The sequence below is a fragment of the Maribacter algarum (ex Zhang et al. 2020) genome, assembly GCF_005885635.1.
Taxonomy (GTDB): Bacteria; Bacteroidota; Bacteroidia; order Flavobacteriales; family Flavobacteriaceae; genus Maribacter_C; species Maribacter_C algarum.
In genome coordinates this window covers 1-20946 of the sequence record NZ_VATY01000008.1, presented here as the reverse complement: position 1 = coordinate 20946, position 20946 = coordinate 1, and the positions used below count along the sequence as shown (strand labels likewise).

Sequence of the window (20946 nt, the reverse complement as noted above, 5' to 3'; positions counted from 1 at the left end):
TGCGGTATGCTGTAAACTTGTCAATCGAATTTTTGCTGTAATCCGAAGACAATCACCCTTTGTTGAAGTTTATGAACAAAATTTTATCAATTGATTTGGTTTTCTCTTAGAATTCGCAAAAGAAAAAAGGAAAAGTTGAAACGAGAGTTCGTACAGTTCCGGTGCAGCATCTATGAGAAAAAAATGCTCAAGCTAAAGGCCAAAAAGGCAGGGCTTTCCCTATCCGAATATTGCAGGAGCGCGTCTTTGGAAAATAGGATCATAGAAAGGCTTACCTCGGAACAACTGGAACATTATGCGATGCTCGTGAAATACAAGAACAACTTTACAAGGATAGGCAATATGTTCAAAAAGCGGAATCCCAAGTTGGCAAAGGAAGTGGAACAGCTCGCCAATGAAATACGGATGCATCTCCATAATTTCAAAAAATGATAGGCAAGGGGAAATCGATATCGCATACTGATCCATCCATGGGCTATGGATGGAACCAAGAGAAGAAGGCAGAAGTTGTATATAAGCAACATCTGGCAGGGGATAACCCAAGGGAGATCACAGAAGAGTTCAGGATCATCCAAGAACAGAACATAAGAACGAAGAACAATACCCTGAGCTTTGTATTAAGTCCGACCATTGAAGACGGGAAGGATTTATCCAGCGAAAGGCTCCAAGAACTTACCCAAAGGTTCATTGCCGAAATGAAACTTGAAGAGCATCAGGGAATCGGTTTCGTGCATCGGGACAAACAGCATACCCATGTACATGTTTATGTCAATAGGATCAATTTCGATGGGACGGCCTATAAGGACAACTTCATCGGAAAGCGTAGCCAATATGCTGCGGAGAGAGTTGCCAAGGAAATGGGACTTACCACTGCAAGGGAAGTACAACAGGAATAACTCAGCGAACTGAAAAGTATTCGTAAAGCAATCAAACAGACCCACGAAAAAGTAATGATGGAAAAAAGACCAAAGGACTTTGACCAGTATATCAAGTACATGAAACAAAACGGGATAAAGGTCATACCAAGTATCAATAGGCAAAACCAGTTACAGGGCTTTCGATTTGAGCATAAGGGTCATAATCTAAAGGGAAGTGAAGTACACCGCTCGATGTCGGGAAGCAAACTAGCTGTTCAAATAGCCAATAACTCTACAATGGGCATCCAACTCAAAAAAGGGAACACCATCAAGCTAGCGGGAAAGACTTTAGGGCTCAGCACGAATATAGCGACCAGTATTGCAAAGAGGGTCTTGAAAAGAGTTCTTGAGAGAGCACTGGAGCGGGGCATAGGCATATAAACGTAAAGAATAGAGGCATGAAAAAGATGGAAGAGATGATGGAACTCCTGACCGAGGAAATCGAAGGGTTCCATAAATCAATTGAAAAGTTGGAAACCTTGTCAAAGAATTTCAAGGACTTGAAGTTAAAGGCGGACACTTCAAGAATCGAAAACTATATAAAAGGCCTTACAAAGGAACAGAAGCACGCCATGACCATTTACAAGGAGAAAGCAATGGAAATTAAAAAGGGATTGAAATCTGCACGGATAATCCCGAATTGGTTGGCAACCTTGTTTTGTATCGTAATATCTATTCAGGTTCTCTCACTTAGTTATTTTGGCTATCATTTCATCCAGTTTGAGGATAGGAACAAAGCGGCATTCCTAAGAGGTCAAAAAGAAAGTAATACAAAGGCAAGACGATATTTCGAAGACCACCCTATTATATACAAAGACTATAAAAAATGGACCAGAAAGAAGGATAGTGTTCCAAATCAAAAGTAGGTATGCGCCCTATCCTGTTTTTGCTTAACGCTTATCTACCGGAACACTACAAAAACAGGATAGGAACCATGCGCAAAGTTCTAGGTAAGAATTTGGGACACAATCGTTGCTAATAATTACCTTGAGATTGAAAAACGCTATCTTACTATCCTAAACATCAAAAAAAATTGAGAGAAGAAACGCGGGTCAATGGCTGGGCTATAATCAGTGCGGCGCAGAAATCCGACGGATTTCCAGCTACGCACTAAGCAAAAGCTTTTGGTTTTGTTTTTTCTTTTTTAGTTCGAAAGCAAAATCCCAAAGATTTTGCGACTTTATAAATGTACACAGACCTTAGCGTAAAACACGAAGTACGTATTAATTATATGCTTTGTTAGCTGCTGGCTTTTTTCAATTTTAATTAAGGTCTAAACTAACTTTTGGTAGGATTAATTTTTTATGGAATTAGAATCACATAATCCTGAAGAACCAACCATTTATTTTTAATCCTTACTAAGGAATAAAAATTCTTTAATGTAGGTTTGCCATCACTAGTTAATATAACGTTTATAGAAGCCATATTTTCGCCAATCGTTTGAATGTCCTGATAATTAATATGTCTTTTATATCCACCAAACTTTTTATTTTTTATAAAAGAGATATAGGTAGATTTATCGAGAATAGAAGTAGCGTCTTTTTTATCATCATATAGAACTACTCTAAAGTCAGAGTGAAGATATGGCTTTAATTTTTTTGTGTCATTCATATCTCCAGCATTTAGATAAGATTCTAATGATGATTTCACTTCACTTACATGGTCATCTTGCGCATTAGATTTACAAGAGAATAAAATAGCGATTGCTAAAAAAGTTAAAATTTTTGTTTTCATAATTTTTGTATTTAAAAGTTAATAATAAAGTTAGCTAGACAACTTTTTTTGTTAAAAATTAGGCATCTAAATTTTTTCGAATTTTCACTAGAATAGTTCCAATAATTTCTTTTTCTTTTTCGGACAGCTCATTTAAACCTGTAAAACGAATTTTTTCAATAATGGGATAAAGGTTATTAATCATTGTTTCCCCCTTTTTGGATATAGTTAGTTCAACTTTTCTAGAATCTGTAGAAGAAGAAGTTTTTATAATAAACCCTTTTTTTTCTAGATGATTTACCATTCTTGAGATAGTAGGTTTATCTTTTACAAGTTTTTCTCCAACATCGATTTGATTAATAGATTCATTTTCATTTATCACATTCATTACTAACCATTGTTCTATTGTAATGTCAATACCTTGAGATTTGAGTACGTTTTGTCCATATTGTCTTATTCTCCTGGCAGTAAGTTCTATTTGAAAGTAAGTATTATTATTAATCATAATGCAAATATAGTAAATATAGTTAGCTAAGCAACTATATTTTTCATTTATATTTAATTGGTGTTTTTTTTATGCTTGCAGGTAACGTGTTCGTGTATGGCTTGTGCCGTTTTTCGGCAAGAATGGTTACCCGAAAATTTATTAAAATTATAAGTAATTAATTTTTGTGTATAGATTAAGGCATGAGCTATACACGTTGTTAACTGCTGGCTTTACTTCTCAAAATAATCTCTTTTTAAACCTCAATAAGTTGATAGCGAAATAAAGAAACAACAAACTCAAAAGACCACTAAAAATATTGAGTTGTTCAGATATGTGACTTTGCGGAACTTGTTTTACTAATTGATTTATTAAGCTTAATAACAATCTAGCAGAAGACCATACAATTAATATAATAGCCCAAATATTAATAATTCTTTTGAATGACTTTTTTGAATGACTTGAACATAAAACAAAAAGAATTACGATTACTGATATTAAAATCAGTGGAATGTAACTGCCAATTATTAAAAAGACAAAGCCTTTATAAAGAAAGAATAATAATGTAAAGCCTAACGCAGTTGAATAAACAAAATGCTTTTTTAAAATGCGGAAAATATTTTGCTGTGTCTTATTCATTGTATTATTATTTTTGTAATGATGTCCTCTATTAAATTTGAACAAGACAAAAGGTATTCGAAGTTTACTTTATCAAATGTATCATTTGGGCTATCCTTATATGGATTAGAATCTCCGTGATAATAACATTCACCAGCACCTATTACGTTAAAACCTAAAGGGACAAATACATCGGCATCGGTGGATCTGTTGTCATAGCTTTCGGGGTCAATAACGATATCTTTTATGGGAATGTTTTGTGCAATAGCAGAAGCTTTATATAAGTTTATCAAGTTTTCTGATCCTGAGAATATTTCCATAGCTCTGTCATTATCTCCGTCCCAACCAACCATATCATAACAATGGATAGAATGTATGTTCCATTGCTTTTTCTTTATTAGCTTGGTGAATGCTATACTTCCTATTTGCTCTTCTTCCTCTTGGTCAAAAAAGACCATGATAATATTTTTATTTCTTTTTTGATTTTTTAAAAGTTCTTTTACTACACTATAAACAAGTGCAATACCAGTAGCATTGTCAATCGCCCCAGGCGCGTTTTCTTTTCCACTATCATAATGTGCTCCAAGTACAACATATTCTCGACTATTTGTATTGGAAGGAATAATTCCATAAACATTAGTACCCTTGAATGGGTTAAGAATTAAATCAATTGCTGCATATTGATTAGGTGTTGTGTAGTTGTGCTCTAATGCCTTAATACCTAAAGTGTTTATTAATTCCATGAGATATCTTTTTGATATTTCTCGCTCCGCTTTAGCCCATCTACTTTTAAGAATGGTACCGTTCCCTATTGTATCTTTTCCTGAAAGATGACCAATTATTTGCCTTTGATAGTCTGCTTTATCTTTGGGCAAGCTTTCAGTAAGTAAAGGCCCTTCGACCGTTTGCTCTTGGCAAGCTATTGGTAGTAAACACAGAAGTGCTATTTTGATGATATTTTTCATTTAGTGGATCGTATAGAACTCGTTTTTATTTGATCATTCTCCATTTACCCCACGCTTGTAGGGTGCTAATAGCTACTTTTTTTCCGTTAGAACTATTAGTAAGTATGATAATGCCATCCTTTTTCTCAAAATCTATCATAAAACCGGCTTCCCATCCTGTGTTTGTGCCTGCATGTCCTGTAACGCTAATAGGCCCAAAATTATAAGTAGCATATCCTAAACCATAAGCTACGCGCTTAGTTTTTGTTATAGGGATTATTCTAATCATTTCTTGAATGGTCTCTTTTGACAATACCGAATTATTTTTGAATTGCGCTTTTGCGAAAATAGACAGGTCTTCAAGGGTTGTATGCAAGCCAGCGGCCGCCTTTGCTGTAAATCGTTCTAGGTAGATTTCTTTGCCTTCATGATTATATGGCTTTGCCGAATTAGATAAAATTTTATCATCAATTCTAAAGCTTGTATTGTTCATCCCTAGCGTTTCAAATATTTCATTTTGCATATAAATTTCAAATTTTTGTCCCGTTACTTCCTCAATAACAAGTTGTAATATGGTATAACCCCCACCTGAATATTTAAACTGGGTCTTCGGTTCAATAATAACCTTGACTATTTCATTATCTTTTTGTGGACCGTTCTCACCATTTAATGAAGCCTCAAGAGTGGGCAACGTGTCATTAGGATGAAAGCCAGGATAACCATGTACAGATAACCCCGCACTATGACTCAAGATGGTCCTAATGTTAATTTTACTATGGTCAAATTTAGACTTTGGTAGTTTCCACCTTGTTAGGTAATTTTCAATAGGTGTGTCGAGGTCGAGTATTTCATCTTCAACCAAATTCATAATTCCCCAAGCAGTAAATAGTTTTGAGATTGAGCCAATATTAAAACCAGTAGTGCTTGATATTTCGATATTGTTAGCTACATCACTATAACCGTGTCCTTTTACATAAATAACCTTACCATTTTTGATAATGGCCACTGCCATGCCTGGCACCGTATTTTCCTTAAGTAATATTGGGATTTTTCCATCCATAATGGTTTCAATGGATATTGTTTTTTTAGGTATAGGTGACTGAGCTTGAATTGTTGAGCAAGTACACAATAAAGCCAGAATCAGCAGCGATGCACGATTTTTCATTGATCAAAAATTTTAATATTTGCTCAAACTTAATTGTATAGTCGATTATCAAAAAATAATATTGATGCGTCGCTTACTACCTGGTTTAATCAGTATGTAACTGATGACATATGCCATTTGTTTTCCAAATTAAGTAGTCCGTATTGAAAAATAGGTTGTTTGTCAAATGGATTGCCTTTGGTTTTTTAATAGTATACTTTTATGCAATGATTTCAGTAGCAAAGAAGTACTTTTCATATTTTATTGTAATTGTCTTGCTTGTGTCTACAAGTATAGGTATGGTCCATTACAAACAAGTATTGGAAAGTTCGGAGAATACTGTTTACGAGACTTATTTTTTCATTTTTCAAGTATTATTTTTTGCAGTTATTGGGTGTTTTATTATTTCCTGGGTTTTCAAGTTGATACAGAATTACAGATTATTGAAAAATCAAAAAATGGAAGCCGAATTAGGTTTACTGAAAAGTAAGATTGATCCACATTTCTTTTTTAATACATTGAACAATTTGTATGGTTTGTCAATTGCCAAATCAGATAAAACCCCAGAGTACATTCAAAAGCTTGCAGAAATAATGCGGTATACTATTTATGAGGGTGATAAAGACCTGACACTTCTTAAAAGCGAAATTAACTACCTTCAAGAGTACATTGATATTCAAAAAATCAGATACCAGAAAAATGTAGATATACAATTCAAAAAAAAAATTTCAGATCAATCTACATTAGTTTCACCACTACTTTTTATAATGTTAGTTGAAAATGCTTTTAAACATGGGATTGAAAGCCTAAGAGAAAATGCTTTTGTCCACATAAATTTGATGCACCAAAATGACACCTTGACTTTTGAAGTGATCAATAATTTTGAGACTAAGTCTGAATCAGGAAATCGAATGGGTTTGAAGAATCTAAAAAAACGGTTACAGTATTTATATCCTAACAGGCACCGTTTGGTTTTGGAGAGTAATGAAAATGTTTATAATGCAAAAATTATCTTAACAACGAAATGATTAAATACGCCATCATAGACGATGAGCCAATTGCTCACAATATCATTGAAGAGTTTTCTAAACAAATTACTGGTTTGCATAAGGTGGGCAACTGTTATGATGCTTTTCAAGCTATAGACTTACTACAGAAAGAAAAAGTGGATTTGTTGTTTTTAGACATTAATATGCCCAAAATTTCGGGATTTGAAATGCTTAAAGCTATCAAAAATCCGCCGAAAATTATTTTGACTACTGCTTATAAGGAATTTGCTTTAGAGGGCTATGAATTTCAAGTGTCAGACTACTTGTTGAAACCTTTTAGTTTTCCTAGATTCCTTAAGGCTGTCAACACAATTTTAGCGTTCAAAGATGACAAATCAATTGCAAACCCTTACTCAGAAGATTACATAAATATCAAAGTGGATAAGAAACAACATCGTGTAAAACTATCTGACATCCAATTCATAGAGGCAAAGGGTAATTATTGTAAAGTTGTTACTGAAATTGGTAAGCTTTTAACACTTAGAGGGATATCGAATTTTCAGTCAGAACTTCCTAAACAGTTTTTGCGAGTTCATAATTCGTTTATTGTAAATAGAGATTTTATAACCGCTACAGAGGGGAGTCGAATATTTATAAACGAGAAAGTAATTCCTTTAGGCAGAACTTATAAAAAACTATTTGGCAGATTATAAATCCGAATTAAGAGGTCAAGTTAATTGTAATTTTTGGTCCTTTACAGGACAAATCTCACCAATTGTTTAAAATTTTACTTTTCAGCCTTCAGTTAACGGCGCGGCTATGAGTAGTTGCGTTGGTTAGCACTTAACTATACAAGTACACACCAAACTGAAAATCCACGAGGATTTTCAGAATTAGGCGAGAACAAGCAATTACCAATAGCCATTGTTGTGCAACGTTATTTGTTAGTGTCCAATATTTGGTCATACATTCCAGACATATGATTTACCAAACCTTTGTTTGTATTCTCGACAGAGCCTCCCTTTAATGGTGGTTTTGGGTCGTATTCTAAGTTCAGCATTACCAATTTCGCATAAGTTTCTCCTTTAATTTCGTTGACAAGAGCTAAGCTCATATCAATTCCAGCAGAAACTCCAGCAGAAGTCCATAATTTCCCGTCTTGGACATATCTTTCTTGCACGAATTCAGCATTGTAAGATTCAATCTTTTCCTTTGCTCGATACCAGTTTGTTGTAGCTTTTTTGTTTTCTAAAAGCCCCGCTTCACCAAGAATCCAAGCACCAGTACATACGCTTGTTGTATATTTTGTTGTTTGGTCAATTTTTTTAATCCAATTAATTAAATTTTGATTTTTACTTGCTCGAACGGTTCCAACAGTACCTCCAGGAATTAGTAAGATATCAAGTTTATCAACTTCTTCGATACTTTTTGTAACTGAGATTTCAATTCCAGAACTTGTCTTTACTGAGCCTTTTTTCTCAGCCACAAAAAAAACATCAGTGCCAACTATACTGGATAATACAGAGTGTGGTCCAAAAGCGTCTAAGTCAAAAAATCCATCATAGACTAAAATACCGATTGAATTTATTTTAACTTTTTCTTCAGTCAATATTGCTTGTCCGATTTCTTCATCAGTTAAAATTTTTTCATCAATAGCTTCATTTTTATCAGTCTTAACTTTGGTGTTTTCTTGACAAGAAAGGATAAACAGAAATAATAAAATTGTAAGGTGTTTCATATTTGTTTTCTAATGTTGCACAACGGTTTGGCTATAAATAGTACGGGAGCAAGTTAGTACTTAACATTCCGCCACGTAATTAGCCAAACCTTTTTGTTTTGCTTTTTCTTTTTTATTTAATGCCAAATCCAAAAGATTTGGCGATGTTCGCTGATATTCCGAGTTTATAACTTAAGCAGCCAAGCCCGTATTGTTTATAGGTTGTGTTACCACACGTTTTTTCTACATCAATAGCTCAGTTTTTTATTCTCCAAAATATCAAACCCAAAATACCCTTTTCTAACTTCCAATTCCACGTTTTTATAAAGCGCCATGTTTTCATAATATTTATGAGGAAAAACCAATTGCTTTAATTTTCCATCATAGTTTATTTTGAACGCAGGTTGCTTTTCATCTCTATGGTATTTACTCCCAGGTAACCAAGTCCGTTCAACAATTTCAAACGTTTCTGTTATAGGTGTTCTGTCCGCTAAATAGTAATTCGTTAACGTAAAAATAGAGCAAGCGATAAATCCAAATCCACATATATAATGCATAGAGGAATAAAAGTAAAGTCCAATTCCGCTGTACTTATATGTTTTGCCGTAATTTTTAAAGTCAACTAAAAATGTTGCTATCCCAACAACAAAAATAATCCCAAATAAAATCGTTAAATCAATTATTGTATTTCGATATATGGTTATCTGCCAAACCATTAAGAATAAACCCAAAATGAAGATGGTAGGGTAAAATATTTTTCTTTGTTTCTTCTTCATTTCTTAAATGTGTGGTAACTGTTCGGCTATGGCAAGTAGGGCAGGCAAGGAAACTTTTCGTTTCTGACTGGTCTGCGAGCCAGAGCTTTTTGTTTTGTAATTTTTTTTATTTTTTAATTGCCAAATCCAAAAGATTTGGTGGACTTAGCAAATACGCTCAGGCCTTTAAATATAGCACTTTATGCCCTATTTGCTATAGCCATTGTTAGCCGTAGTTTTTATTTTCTTTTTACAAAATGTTAAAGAGTGGGGTGCTTTTTATGCCATTCTGTATTTTGCTCATAGGCATATCCAATTCTACATATCATTTCCTCATCCAGATGATTCCCAATGAATTGAATACCTATTGGCGCTCCATTTTTTGAAAATCCACATGGGACAGTTAAAGACGGACTGCCTGAAAAATCAGCCGGTTTTGCAAAAACGTCATTAAGCAAAGGAGAAGGGTCTACTGGTCGAAAACCACCCAAAACTTCAGCCGCAGAATAGACACCAGGGGCACACCACATTACAGGACAAACAAACGCATCAATATTGGAAAGCATCGTCAAGAACTCTTCGGCTATTCTGCTTCGTTCTTTATTTGCTTCTGCAAATTCTAGTTCTGTTACCTTCAAACCACTTTCTATAACCCATTTGAATCCTTCTCCATAATCTTCGGATCTAGATGGATAAGTTTTGGAATGTATTTTGGAGGCTTCCCTATTACCAATTTTAACCCATGTGTCGACTATTTGTCCCACTTCAGGCATTTCAACATCGATGATTTCAGCTCCAAGTGAAACTAATACATCTATAACCGCTAGGGTTGCTTCAACAACCTGTGGCTCTACGTTTTCAGTTGAATATTTTCTATCAAATCCTATTCGTACTCCTTTTATAGTGCCATCTAGCTTACTTGTAATACTAGGAACAGATTCCCTTAGGGTCACCTGGTCATTTGGGTCAGCCCCTGCTATTGCTTCAAACATTATAGCCGCATCTGCTACTGATCTAGTCATAGGGCCAACATGATCCATGGATAATGCGAGTGGTAAAACTCCATATCTACTTACTCTTCCAAAGGTTGGTTTCAACCCTACAACACCGTTGGCAGAAGAAGGGTATCGTATAGATCCACCCGTGTCTGTTGCCAATGATCCAAAACAAAGTCCTGCAGCAACCGCTACTCCTGAACCACTTGAAGAAACACCGGTATAACGACTTTTGTCCCATGGGTTTTTGGGAACTTTAAATTTTGGATGATGTGCTAAATAAGCACCTTCGGACATACTCAACTTTCCAATAATTATAGCGCCTACTTTTTTTAATCTACTTGTAACTGTAGCATCATATTCTGGCACCAAACTACTCACGATGGTTCCACCAGTTGTAGTAACTCCTTCAGTATAAAAAAGGTCTTTTAACGCAATTGGTATACCATGCATAGGACCTCTATATTTTCCATTACTAAGTTCATCATCAAGAATTTTAGCCGTTGATAAAGCATATTCCTTCATTACCGTAATGTAACTGTTAAGTTTAGCATCAATAGCGGTAATACGATTCAGCATTATGGTGGTAAGTTCAACCGAAGAGATTTCTTTTGTCCTAATCAACTCTCCGATTTCTTGTATTGTCAAATAGAACAGTTGTGTTTTAAGGTCTTTGCTTTTAGGTTTAGCCTGTGAACAACTCATTGGAAATTGAACGGCTAAAGCCCCCATGCCTAGGAGACCAATTACTTTACGTCTTGATACTGAAGTCATTTCATTTTCTTTTTTCATATAAGATTTGGATTATTAAATTCCATAAAAGAATTGTCTTCTAGAATTACGGCTAACGTCTCGGCTATGATTAGCGCGGGGCGGAAATCCAGCGAATTTCCTGTCTCGCGCTAAGCAAAAGCTTTGGGTTTTGTTTTTTTTACTTGCACGAAGCAAAATCCCAAAGATTTTGCGACTTTATAAATATACACAGACCTTTAGCGTAAAAGCCACAAGTCCGTATTAATTATAGGCTTTGTTGTAATCAGTAGCGACACGTTCTAGTAAGCACGAAACTTTACGTTTTGGTTTTATTCCGTCCGAGTGAAGTCCATCAACGTAACAGTTGCGTCTGAGTAAAGTCCATCTGATTATGCTTGTTTAAAAATTATTTTTCAATTCACTTTTAAATTGATATAGTAAACAAATATCTATTGAAAATAACAGTTAAAATAGGTAAAACTAGTCCGACTAAGATTAACCAATGGGAAGTGAAATGCTTTAAAAAACTTACTCTTTCTTTATATACATACCTTAGTTCTTGGATTAAAAAAATCAGATAAATCCATAAATAAAAGAACAGTAAATAGTACCCAGTAAGTTGCCATATTCCTTCTATTCTAAGAAGTATTAAAAGAAATAAAGCACCTAAAAAATTTATTCCTCTTATTGAATCCATTCTTTTTGAGCTATTGATTACAACGGTTGAGCTATGAACAGTACGGGAGCAAACTAGCGTTTGCTTTCCACCACGCACACAGCGAAATCTTTTTGTTTTGATTTATTTTTTACTGTCCAGAGCAAAATCCAAAAGATTTTGCGGACTTTATAAAAATACACAAACCCTGCGATTAAGCCCGAAGCCCGTATTGTTTATAGGTTGTGTTGTGGTTTGTATTTTTTTCGTTAGTTATTCGACCTCTACTGTTGGAACAACTTGGATGTGTCCGTCTCCTTTTTTTAAGAAGACAGATTTATTCCCCAAATAATCTATGAATAAATCTACATCGAGATTGGCATAAACATTACTTGTATATTTTTTTTTGAATTGATATACAAAATCTCTAAAATTTAATAATTCGGCAGACTGTAGAGAGCTAAACCCTTTCTCATATTTTAAATAAAAACCATTGCCTAAAGGTAAATCTGCAATAAAATAGCTGTCCGGTGTATGTTCATAAGTACTGAAATAACTTTCATCATATTCAAATATTAGAGTATCCGATTCTATAGAATATTGGGTAAACCCAAAAGTTGAGATAAAAAATATACAACAGTATAAGATTAAATTAGTTTTCATCCTTTTTTATAAAAAATAGCAAATGTTGTACCGAAAAATAGTCTTAATGATTTTTGTTGACGCAATATTAAATCGTGTATCAAGTACAGTCTAGTTATACATTGTTCTCACAATTTACATATTAAATAGGATGCTTTAATATAAACCACAACGTCTCGGCTATGGCAAGTAGGGCAGGCAAGGAAACTTTTCGTTTCCGTCTGGTCTGCGAGCCAGAGCTTTTTGTTTTGTAATTATTTTTTCTTTTTTAATTGCCAAATCCAAAAGATTTGGCGGACTTAGCAAATAAGCCCAAGCCTTTTAATTTGACTCTTTTTGCCCTATTTGCTATAGCCATTGTTAGCCACAGTTATTTTTTCCGTTTTGTGAAATCAGAGTCAGGTCTTTTGAATGGTTCTTTGAAAAACTTATTAATTATTCCATTAACATATTCGGGACTTTCACTTCTTGCCCAATGTGTCTGTCCTGGCATTATGCAAAGTTGTGCTTTCGGAATATTTTCATAAATTTCTACGGTATGACTATTTCTAATTATGTCTTCATCTCCAGCCATAATTAGAACTTGGGCTGTGATTTTCGAGAGGTCATTTCTCGGTATATTTGGTTGGTCTCCCAAAAGTCCTAAACGTTGTTTTCTTAAATTCCAATTTTGTGTCGTGTCTTTTTCCAATATTTTTGTATTGACAATTTTTTTCATTCCGTCAACTGCATTAACTGCAAACACATTTACTGCAGTCGAATCAGGTCTCAAATTTGCTCCCAATGCAACTATTTTTTTTATTTTAGTTTTTCTCGATATAGCCATTTTGAGCGCAACTATTCCACCATCACTCGAACCAAAAATGTTTAAAGAATCTAATTTTAAATGTTTGGCTAATCCTTCCCAATCTTTTGTAATCTGTACATAGGTTAAGGAATCAGTTTTTAGTTCAGATTTTCCGTGTCCTCTGCTATCCGCTACAATAACTCTGTATTTTGAATTAAAATATTCAATTTGATATTTCATTCTACCAATACTGCTTCCGTTACCGTGAATTATAAGTAATGGCTCTCCTTTTCCATATTCCTCATAATAAATTTCAGCCCCATTGATAGTAACGTACTTTCCGATTTCTTCGTTGTTTCCATACGGAATATCATAATCAGATTTCATTTCTTCTTGTGCAGTTGCCAAACCACAAATTATAGTGCTAAATAATAATATTAAAAGGTTGACTTTGTTGTTCATTTTATTTTTTAATTGTGGCTAACGGTTGAGCTATGAACAGTACGTGAGCAAACTGGCGTTTGCTTTCCGCCGCGTACATAGCGAAATCTTTTGGTTTTCTTTTTTTCTTTGTCCCATTAAAAAGCAAAATCCAAAAGATTTTGCGGACATCATAAAATTACACAAACCTTTCGATTAAGCCCGAATCCCGTATTGTTTATAGGTTTTGTTAGGCATAGTTTTATTCCTGTACTACTGGCTTTTTCCAGTCGTCATATTTTCCATCAAACTTTTTCGCTATCATTCTCAAATCAGATAATCCTTGCAAAAAGAGAGTTAATCTAAAAAAGATAAATCATACTTAATATTCCTTTATTAATACAGTATCTTTTTTATATATGTAATATTTCATGGAGTTTTTTGGCTTAAAAATGGAATCTCCTTTTTGAAAAAACAAGTTGGCAGATTGAATAAAAGTATTATTTATAAGAACCCTGCCACCATCATGATTAATTAGTAATACATATCTTCCTTTCCCTTTATATTTATCTGAATCTATATAAGCATCAATTATTCTTGATTTAAATTCCATTTTCCATAAATGGTCATAATAATCCTTTTCGGTTTCGAAACATGAATTGAGTAGTAGTAATAATAAAATATATTTTTTTAACATCAATTATTGGTAATATTAGGTATTGCTAGAGCTTTTAATTAAATGATTTAACGAGTTTTCAACTCATGTCAAACGTTCTTCTGAACTCTGTGCAGTCATTTTTGTAGTAGTAAATAGAAATATCAGTAATATTTTGAATACAACTCTCATTTTTTAAATTATGCCTAACGGTTGAGCTATGAACAGTACGGGAGCAAACTAGCGTTTGCTTTCCGCCACGCAAATAGCTAAATCTTTTTGTTTTGTTTTTTCTTTTCCTTGTTTAAAGCAAAATCCCAAAGATTTTGCGGACTTCATAAAAATACACAAACCTTTTGATGAAGCCCGAAGCCCGTATTGTTTATAGGTTTTGTTGTAAATAGTACTTTCCCGCTATTTTCTTAACCAACCTAAAATTCGGTCATTGTTTATCCTCCATTTTCCGTCATCATTTAGTAAAGTATATTTTTCTCTCGAATCTGCAAAAGGACCAGGATTCTGCTGTACAATTTCAATTTCGTTTTCGGTTACTTTAGAAATAATTGAAACGTGACCATATCTATTTAAAATTGAGCCAGAATAAATTACCAAATCATTTGCTTTTGGCCTAGAATTACTAGGATTTGTAAACTGATTTAAGTTTCGTTGTCTATTTATATTTCCGTCTTTAATTTCAGAATTATAAAAGTCCTTTGCGTTTCCATAACTGTCTGGCATTTTATGATTTAATTCTTCATAATAATACCGCTTTACAAATTCTACGCATTGATATTTGAGTCCAAGATTATACCCGTCTTTTGTTAACTGCCGTCCATCAACATTTCCAACTCCGCCATTATAGTAAACAATAACTCCATTCAGACTATCGACTTTTTGTCCGATTTCATAATTTGGATTTAGATTGATTTTTTTGATGCGAAAAATCCGACTACAAGTAGAATGAGAATTCCAAGTATGATTAAAAATCGTTTTTTCAATTTGTTCTAAAACTTTTTTCAGTATTATTTACAACGGTTCGGCTATGATTAGTGCGGGGTGGAAATCCAGCGGATTTCTTGTCTCGCGCTAAGCAAAATTTTTGGGTTTTGCTTTTTCTTTTTTTTGTCCAAAGCTAAATCCCAAAGATTTAGCGACATCATAAATATACGCAGACCTTTACCTTAAAACCTAAGCCCGCATTAATTATAGGCATTGTTAGCATTAGTGGTTCTCCACGAGTAAGCACGTTGAATTATGTTCTGGTTCGAACTACTTTTTTTATTTCAGCAATCAAGCTAAAAAGTCCATCTGCGCTACAGTTGCGTCAGAGTAAAGTCCATTTTCATAAAATAGCTAAAAAATCCATTCGGTTTCACATTACTATTATTCCCATACTAATGGTATCAATAGTTATTTTTTTTTGCTGAGCTAGCTTTTTGGGGAGTAATGATAACTTCTTTTGAACAAGGGAAAACCCTATTTGTAAAAGAAGTATCTACTTTTTTTATTTTGAAGAAGGTTAGATTTCTGTTTTTGAGAAAGCTCCTATTACCATTCTTGTTGAAAATAAGAGTATCAATAACTATCGAATCAAGCATGCGGTTATCAACCAATTTGTAAGACATATTTTTTCCACCACTTATTTTAATCATGTCTGGATAATAAATATTGGTCATGCAATCATCGTTCTCTTCGAAATAAATTGATGCATATTTATAATTATGTTCTAAAAGTACTCTTTTGTTAAGGTTGTTTTTGGTAATATAAGATTGGTATTTGTTAAAAGAATTCGAAAAACCTCCCTTAGTTGAAGTGCAACTTGAAGAATTTAAAACAATAACCAATAGAACTAAAAAAGTAATAACTTTCATTTAAAATTTCTTGAGTTAAGATATTTTTTACCATTAATGCTAACGGTTGAGCTATGAAGAGTACGGGAGCAAACTAGCGTTTGCTTTCCGCCACGCATATAGCAAAATCTTTTTGTTTTGATTTATTTTTTCTTGTCCAGAGCAAAATCCAAAAGATTTTGCGGACTTCATAAAAATACACAAACCTTTAGTAAAGCCCGAAAACCAGTATTGTTTATAGGTTTTGTTGTCATTAGTTATTCTTCGTCTAAACTTGCGAATTCTATTTCAGTCAATTTTCTGTCAACAAATTTATATTTAGTGTACAATTCGCCTCTTTCATCTTCGCACACAGAAATCTGAGCTAACGAAAAAGCAATTTTCTCAGAGTAAATAAAGAATTTGTCCAACAATTCTTTTTTGTCCATTCCGATGCGAATCCCGTTTTGAAGTAAAACAGTAGAATCCAACATTATTTTACTTTTTATGTTATCATATTCCAAGTCTATTAATGGATTGAAAAGCTCATCAGAACAGCATAAACTTAGATTTGTTCCATCGAAATCCAATAAGTGATTGTTAAACTCACTTTCCAACTCGGTAGAAATATTTATTAAATCGAATCCGTTTATCTTTTCATCATTAATTGCTTTGTTTTCCACTTCATTTAGCGGTTCTAAAACGTCTGCGGATTTATCCACAAATTTTTCATTTTCTGAGGTTTTTATAGATTGTGTTCGACTGTCCTTACATGAAGAAAAAGTTAAAATGAAACAGCTAAGCATGAATACAGAATAATTTCTCATAATTAATGACAACGGTGCAGCTATGGCAAGTAGGGCAGGCAAGGAAACTTTTCGTTTCCGTCTGGTCTGCGAGCCAGAGCTTTTTGTTTTGTAATTATTTTTTCTTTTTTAATTGCCAAATCCAAAAGATTTGGCGGACTTAGCAAACACGCCCAAGTTAATAAATATAGCACTTTATGCCCTATTTGCTATAGCCATTGTTAGCATACGTTATTTATCGTCATGCCGAATTCTTTTTTCAATATTCTTTTTTCTTGTTCCTTGTTTTTAATTAGGAACTCGGTTTTAGTCCCATTCTGTTTTTCAATATATTTTGAATTGAAAATTGTTTTTCGTCCGCTTTTTTGCGCTATTGTACAGACCTTATTTTTTACAAAATATGAGTCCGGAGATTGCTGTTTTAATTCGCATTGGGGTAAAAATTGTTCCAAATTTTTTTCATTGGTTTCAAAGACATATATTTTTTCAAATCCATGTCCATTGACCAATTTAGAAAGTAAATATGAATGTTTATTAAATTGACTAATCTTGAAGGTATTTCCTCCGTCAATTTGTTCGATTTCTTGATTAATTTTCAGAGGTTTGATAAGTAAATCTCCAAATCCAACATCCGCAAGCCATTCTTCATTTCCCAGACTAACAATAATCGCCATATGGTCAAATTCAGGTCCAAATTCCTCGTCGTCAAATATTCTTGCAGAAATGATTTTAGCCTCAAAGCCTAAACTCTTCAAAAAAGACAGAAACAAATAGTTAAGTTCATAACAAAATCCACCTCTCCTAGATTTGATAATTTTGTTGAATAATTTTGGTTCTTCTAGATGCAGTTTTTTTCCGCTTTGAATATCTAAGTTTTCAAAAGGGATGTGAAATACATGATTTTGATGAAGTTGATTCAAGGTATTCAAGTCCGTTTTTGTTTTACCAAAAAACTTGATTCTACTTAAATACTCCTTTGTATTCATAATGTATGCTAACGGTTCGGCTAAGCGTAGTGCGGAGATAAGGAAACTTTTCGTTTCCGTCTGCGCACGAAGCTAAAGCTTTTGGTTTTGCTTTTTCTTTTTTTGTCCAAAGCTAAATCCATAAGATTTAGCGACCTTATAAATATACACAGACCTTTCAATTTAGCCCTAAAGTCCGCATTACGTTTAGGTATTGTTAGCTAACGTTTTTTTATGAGTTTAAGAGTGTCAATTCCATCAATCCAGTTTCGGTCATGTTTATTATACCCTCTTTCAATTACCATAATTGTGTCCGATATACTTAATATCCGCCATTTTTTCTGATAGCCTATTAAGTCCGTTCTAAGACTGTTCAAAGCCATTACATTATCTCGTTTTTCTAAGATGTACGATGTTGAATCAATTCCTAAGAAGAAATGTTTAATTTGACCTTTGGATATTTCATAATATGGTGGCCAAATTGAGTCATTTACTTGGATTGCCGACGGAGGTGGAGGTATGTTGAGATTTTCGGCTCCGAGCCATAGCTCTTCGGTCCATTTACCTAATATTTTTTTAGAAATCAATTTTGACTCTTTTTCTTTTTGGTTAATTCTTTCATTCATTTCTTCAATGCTAAATCCGGTAACCCAAATATTAGCTCTCTGATTTTTAGCTAGTATCATTCCGTATGCAATTACCAAAATGGCCGAAAGCATTATAAATTTTCCAGATTTAAATATTCTTGAAGTAGTCAACCAATTGAAAAGAAAAATAAAAATGGGTAGAAGGAAGGGTAAATAACCATAATTGGCGCTTAGGTCTATTCCAAAACCATCGTATCTCAATGAAGTACTGAAAGTCATGAATTTTGTAAATACAAAAAGAATTAACATAAACATGAAAATTGTATTTATGTGCGCAAATCTATTTTTAAAAGTAATTTTTCGATTTTCGGAAAGTGGCCTGCTAGTCCAGAAGTACATTGTAAAACAAAAACCGAGCGAGGATGAAGTCAATGCAAGAAAAAAAGAATTATAGGAACTTATTGAAAAACCGTCGAGTGCAATGCTATGATGATTGGTTAAATCAAACACTACAAAAAATCCATAATCCAATACTCTAAACCATAAGTTTACCAAAAACCCATATCCAAGTCCGAGTAAAATTCCACAATAGAATCTCAGTATTCCAATTTTCTTTATTGTAAGAATCGGTTTAAACTTTCTCAAATATTTTTTAATGGTTTAAATGTTAGCTAACGGTTAGTATATGAAGCGTAGCGACCGAATGGGAGCTATGATTTCATATACATTGTTATACTCTTTTTTATTCTTTTTTAAAATCATAAACTTTTTTACCTCCAACATAAGTTTGAAGAACCTTAACATCTTTAATAGAAACTGGTTTGATTGAAAGCAGATCCTCAGATAAAACTACAAAATCCGCAAGTTTCCCTGGTTCGAGTGTTCCTTTTATATTTTCGTCAAATGATGCATACGCTGCATCTTTTGTATGAGCTATTAATGCCTGTTCTATAATGATTTTTTGTTCAGGAACCCAGCCATCTGGGTTTTTACCATCCAAAGTTCTTCTTGTAACGGCTGCATAAATTGTCTCTAAAGGTACTGCTGGAGCTACTGGCCAATCGCTGCCCATTGCCACAACGGCCCTAGCTTCCAATAATGAATTCCAGGCATAGGCTGTTTTAAGTCTTTCGGTACCGATTCTTTCTTCAACCCATCGACCATCTTCTATAGCATGATAAGGTTGCATACTGGCAATGACGCCTAATTCAGTAAATCTTTCGAAATCTTCTGGTGCAATATGTTGTGCATGCTCTATTCTCAGTCGTCTATCTCTTTTTCCATTTTCTTTAACAATACGTTCATAAATGGTAAGTAAAGTTTTAATTGCACTATCGCCAATAGCATGTACCATTACTTGTAGGTTTTGTTTGTCGGCTGACGAAATCCATTCATAGAGGTCTTCTTCACTATTTACAAATAGACCACTAGAATTTGCTTTGTCGGAATAGGGCTCAATCAATGCTGCGGTACGAGAACCTAAAGAACCATCAATAAAACCTTTTAATCCACCAGCTTTCAACCATTTGTTATTCTTCGAATCTCTGTTGACGAGGATATTCCAATCTGGTAGTGGTGCTACTGCATAAATACGAATCGATAAATCATTAGATTTATTTAACAATTCGGCTGTACCATAGCTGGCATAAATTTTATGCAAACCGTCCATATCGTGAACGGAAGTGACACCGTGAGATGAAAAATAGTCCATCGCAGCTTTAAATGAAGACATGTTTTGTTTATCTGTAAAAGGAGGAATTTTATCAAACAATAAGTTCATTGCATTATCGCTGAAAACACCGGTTAGAGTTCCATCTTCATTTCTTATAATCTCTCCGCCAATGACGTCCGCAGTATTTTTATTTATTCCCGCCATTTCCATTGCTAGGGAATTGGCAAAAACAGTATGCCCATCGATACGATAAATCAAAACTGGGTTATCAGTGGTGTATTCGTCAATCCATCCTTTCTTAGGAAGTTCACCTCCCCAGAGGGTATTATCCCAATTCCCTTCTAATATCCATGAGCCAGAATCAATGCTTTTTGCATATTCTGCAATTTTTTTAATAAATTCTTCTTTTGTACTAACTTCTTTTAGGTCTACGCTCAAAAGACTAGTTCCGCCACCTATTAAATGGACATGGGAATCAATAAATCCAGGTGTAATAAAACCACCTTCTACGTCAATAATTTCAGTTTCATTTCCTTTTAATTTCAGAATGTCTTCATTGGACCCGATAGCTATTATTGAATCACCAATTATGGCCATAGATTCAGCAATCATTTGTTGTTCATTTCCAGTCCAGATTTTGGCATTGGTTATTATCAGATCCGTATTTGAGATTTCCTTTTGACAGGATGAAAAGCACATTAATATTCCAATTAGTAAATAGAAGTATTGTCCTGTCTTTTTGTTTCTCATTTTTTATTTTTTAATTGAGTATAACGGTTGAGCTATGAACAGTACGGGAGCAAACTAGCGTTTGCTTTCCGCCACGCACATAGCGAAATCTTTTGGTTTTCTTTTTTTCTTTGTCCCGCTAAAAAGCAAAATCCCAAAGATTTTGCGGA

General features: G+C 33.9%; 21 protein-coding genes. 6 read left to right on the top strand and 15 right to left on the bottom strand.

What is annotated here, in order from left to right; all coding sequences use genetic code 11:
• Window positions 1–90 precede the first annotated feature (90 nt).
• From mbpA to FEE95_RS21830, 4 genes are read left to right on the top strand one after another with little or no spacing between them, the layout of a single operon-like run.
• A complete protein-coding gene (gene mbpA, locus FEE95_RS21840; RefSeq protein ID WP_317129275.1) occupies window positions 91–432 on the top strand; it encodes a mobilization protein MbpA in 342 nt (113 codons plus the stop codon).
• On the top strand, window positions 429–896 hold the full coding sequence (locus FEE95_RS22410) for a relaxase/mobilization nuclease domain-containing protein (RefSeq protein ID WP_238474644.1): 468 nt from the start codon (window positions 429–431) through the stop codon (window positions 894–896). Before mbpA ends, FEE95_RS22410 begins: the two co-directional genes overlap by 4 nt.
• Window positions 897–950: 54 nt before the next feature.
• Window positions 951–1298: a hypothetical protein gene (locus FEE95_RS22405; RefSeq protein WP_238474643.1), complete on the top strand. Its 348-nt coding sequence runs from the start codon at window positions 951–953 to the stop codon at window positions 1296–1298.
• A 17-nt stretch (window positions 1299–1315) separates the two neighbouring features.
• Window positions 1316–1783 carry a DUF6730 family protein gene (locus tag FEE95_RS21830; protein WP_138660176.1) on the top strand — a complete coding sequence of 156 codons (468 nt, stop codon included), beginning with the start codon at window positions 1316–1318 and terminating at the stop codon, window positions 1781–1783.
• A 436-nt stretch (window positions 1784–2219) separates the two neighbouring features.
• On the opposite strand, the gene FEE95_RS21825 is transcribed toward FEE95_RS21830, so the two are convergent.
• From FEE95_RS21825 to FEE95_RS21810, 4 genes are all read right to left on the bottom strand, one after another.
• The gene (locus FEE95_RS21825; RefSeq protein WP_138660175.1) at window positions 2220–2651 is read right to left on the bottom strand and encodes a nuclear transport factor 2 family protein; all 432 of its coding nucleotides are present in this window, start codon (window positions 2649–2651) and stop codon (window positions 2220–2222) included.
• A 58-nt stretch (window positions 2652–2709) separates the two neighbouring features.
• Window positions 2710–3135: a MarR family winged helix-turn-helix transcriptional regulator gene (locus tag FEE95_RS21820; protein WP_138660174.1), complete on the bottom strand. Its 426-nt coding sequence runs from the start codon at window positions 3133–3135 to the stop codon at window positions 2710–2712.
• Between the two features lie 614 nt (window positions 3136–3749).
• On the bottom strand, window positions 3750–4697 hold the full coding sequence (locus tag FEE95_RS21815) for a M28 family metallopeptidase (RefSeq protein ID WP_138660173.1): 948 nt from the start codon (window positions 4695–4697) through the stop codon (window positions 3750–3752).
• A 25-nt stretch (window positions 4698–4722) separates the two neighbouring features.
• Entirely contained in the window at window positions 4723–5841 is a 1119-nt protein-coding gene (locus FEE95_RS21810; RefSeq protein WP_138660172.1) for a serine hydrolase domain-containing protein, read from the bottom strand.
• 437 nt (window positions 5842–6278) lie between these two features.
• Here FEE95_RS21810 and FEE95_RS21805 point away from each other — a divergent pair, with 437 nt between their 5' ends.
• Entirely contained in the window at window positions 6279–6848 is a 570-nt protein-coding gene (locus FEE95_RS21805; RefSeq protein WP_171037119.1) for a sensor histidine kinase, read from the top strand.
• A complete protein-coding gene (locus FEE95_RS21800; protein ID WP_138660170.1) occupies window positions 6845–7522 on the top strand; it encodes a LytR/AlgR family response regulator transcription factor in 678 nt (225 codons plus the stop codon). The genes FEE95_RS21805 and FEE95_RS21800 overlap by 4 nt, the downstream gene beginning before the upstream one ends.
• 224 nt (window positions 7523–7746) lie before the next feature.
• Here the strand turns inward: FEE95_RS21800 and FEE95_RS21795 are convergent, their stop codons facing one another.
• The 11 genes from FEE95_RS21795 to FEE95_RS21745 all read right to left on the bottom strand — a co-directional run bounded on the left by FEE95_RS21795 (window position 7747) and on the right by FEE95_RS21745 (window position 20797).
• Window positions 7747–8547 (bottom strand): DJ-1/PfpI family protein, encoded by an 801-nt coding sequence (locus FEE95_RS21795; protein ID WP_138660169.1) that lies wholly within the window; start codon window positions 8545–8547, stop codon window positions 7747–7749.
• Window positions 8548–8774: 227 nt separating this feature from the next.
• On the bottom strand, window positions 8775–9302 hold the full coding sequence (locus tag FEE95_RS21790; RefSeq protein ID WP_138660168.1) for a hypothetical protein: 528 nt from the start codon (window positions 9300–9302) through the stop codon (window positions 8775–8777).
• A gap of 239 nt (window positions 9303–9541) precedes the next feature.
• Window positions 9542–11068: an amidase gene (locus tag FEE95_RS21785; RefSeq protein ID WP_138660167.1), complete on the bottom strand. Its 1527-nt coding sequence runs from the start codon at window positions 11066–11068 to the stop codon at window positions 9542–9544.
• Between the two features lie 889 nt (window positions 11069–11957).
• Window positions 11958–12347 carry a hypothetical protein gene (locus FEE95_RS21780; RefSeq protein WP_138660166.1) on the bottom strand — a complete coding sequence of 130 codons (390 nt, stop codon included), beginning with the start codon at window positions 12345–12347 and terminating at the stop codon, window positions 11958–11960.
• A gap of 349 nt (window positions 12348–12696) precedes the next feature.
• Window positions 12697–13575, bottom strand: a complete 879-nt coding sequence (locus tag FEE95_RS21775; protein ID WP_138660165.1) for an alpha/beta fold hydrolase — start codon at window positions 13573–13575, stop codon at window positions 12697–12699.
• A gap of 1027 nt (window positions 13576–14602) precedes the next feature.
• Window positions 14603–15058 (bottom strand): CHAP domain-containing protein, encoded by a 456-nt coding sequence (locus tag FEE95_RS21770; protein WP_238474646.1) that lies wholly within the window; start codon window positions 15056–15058, stop codon window positions 14603–14605.
• 533 nt (window positions 15059–15591) lie between these two features.
• Window positions 15592–16059 (bottom strand): hypothetical protein, encoded by a 468-nt coding sequence (locus FEE95_RS21765; RefSeq protein ID WP_138660163.1) that lies wholly within the window; start codon window positions 16057–16059, stop codon window positions 15592–15594.
• Between the two features lie 236 nt (window positions 16060–16295).
• The gene (locus FEE95_RS21760) at window positions 16296–16739 is read right to left on the bottom strand and encodes a hypothetical protein (protein ID WP_138660162.1); all 444 of its coding nucleotides are present in this window, start codon (window positions 16737–16739) and stop codon (window positions 16296–16298) included.
• A 305-nt stretch (window positions 16740–17044) separates the two neighbouring features.
• A complete protein-coding gene (locus tag FEE95_RS21755; protein ID WP_138660161.1) occupies window positions 17045–17809 on the bottom strand; it encodes an arylamine N-acetyltransferase family protein in 765 nt (254 codons plus the stop codon).
• A gap of 200 nt (window positions 17810–18009) precedes the next feature.
• Window positions 18010–18690: a hypothetical protein gene (locus tag FEE95_RS21750; RefSeq protein WP_138660160.1), complete on the bottom strand. Its 681-nt coding sequence runs from the start codon at window positions 18688–18690 to the stop codon at window positions 18010–18012.
• Between the two features lie 427 nt (window positions 18691–19117).
• The gene (locus tag FEE95_RS21745; protein ID WP_212748478.1) at window positions 19118–20797 is read right to left on the bottom strand and encodes an amidohydrolase; all 1680 of its coding nucleotides are present in this window, start codon (window positions 20795–20797) and stop codon (window positions 19118–19120) included.
• Window positions 20798–20946: the final 149 nt, after the last annotated feature.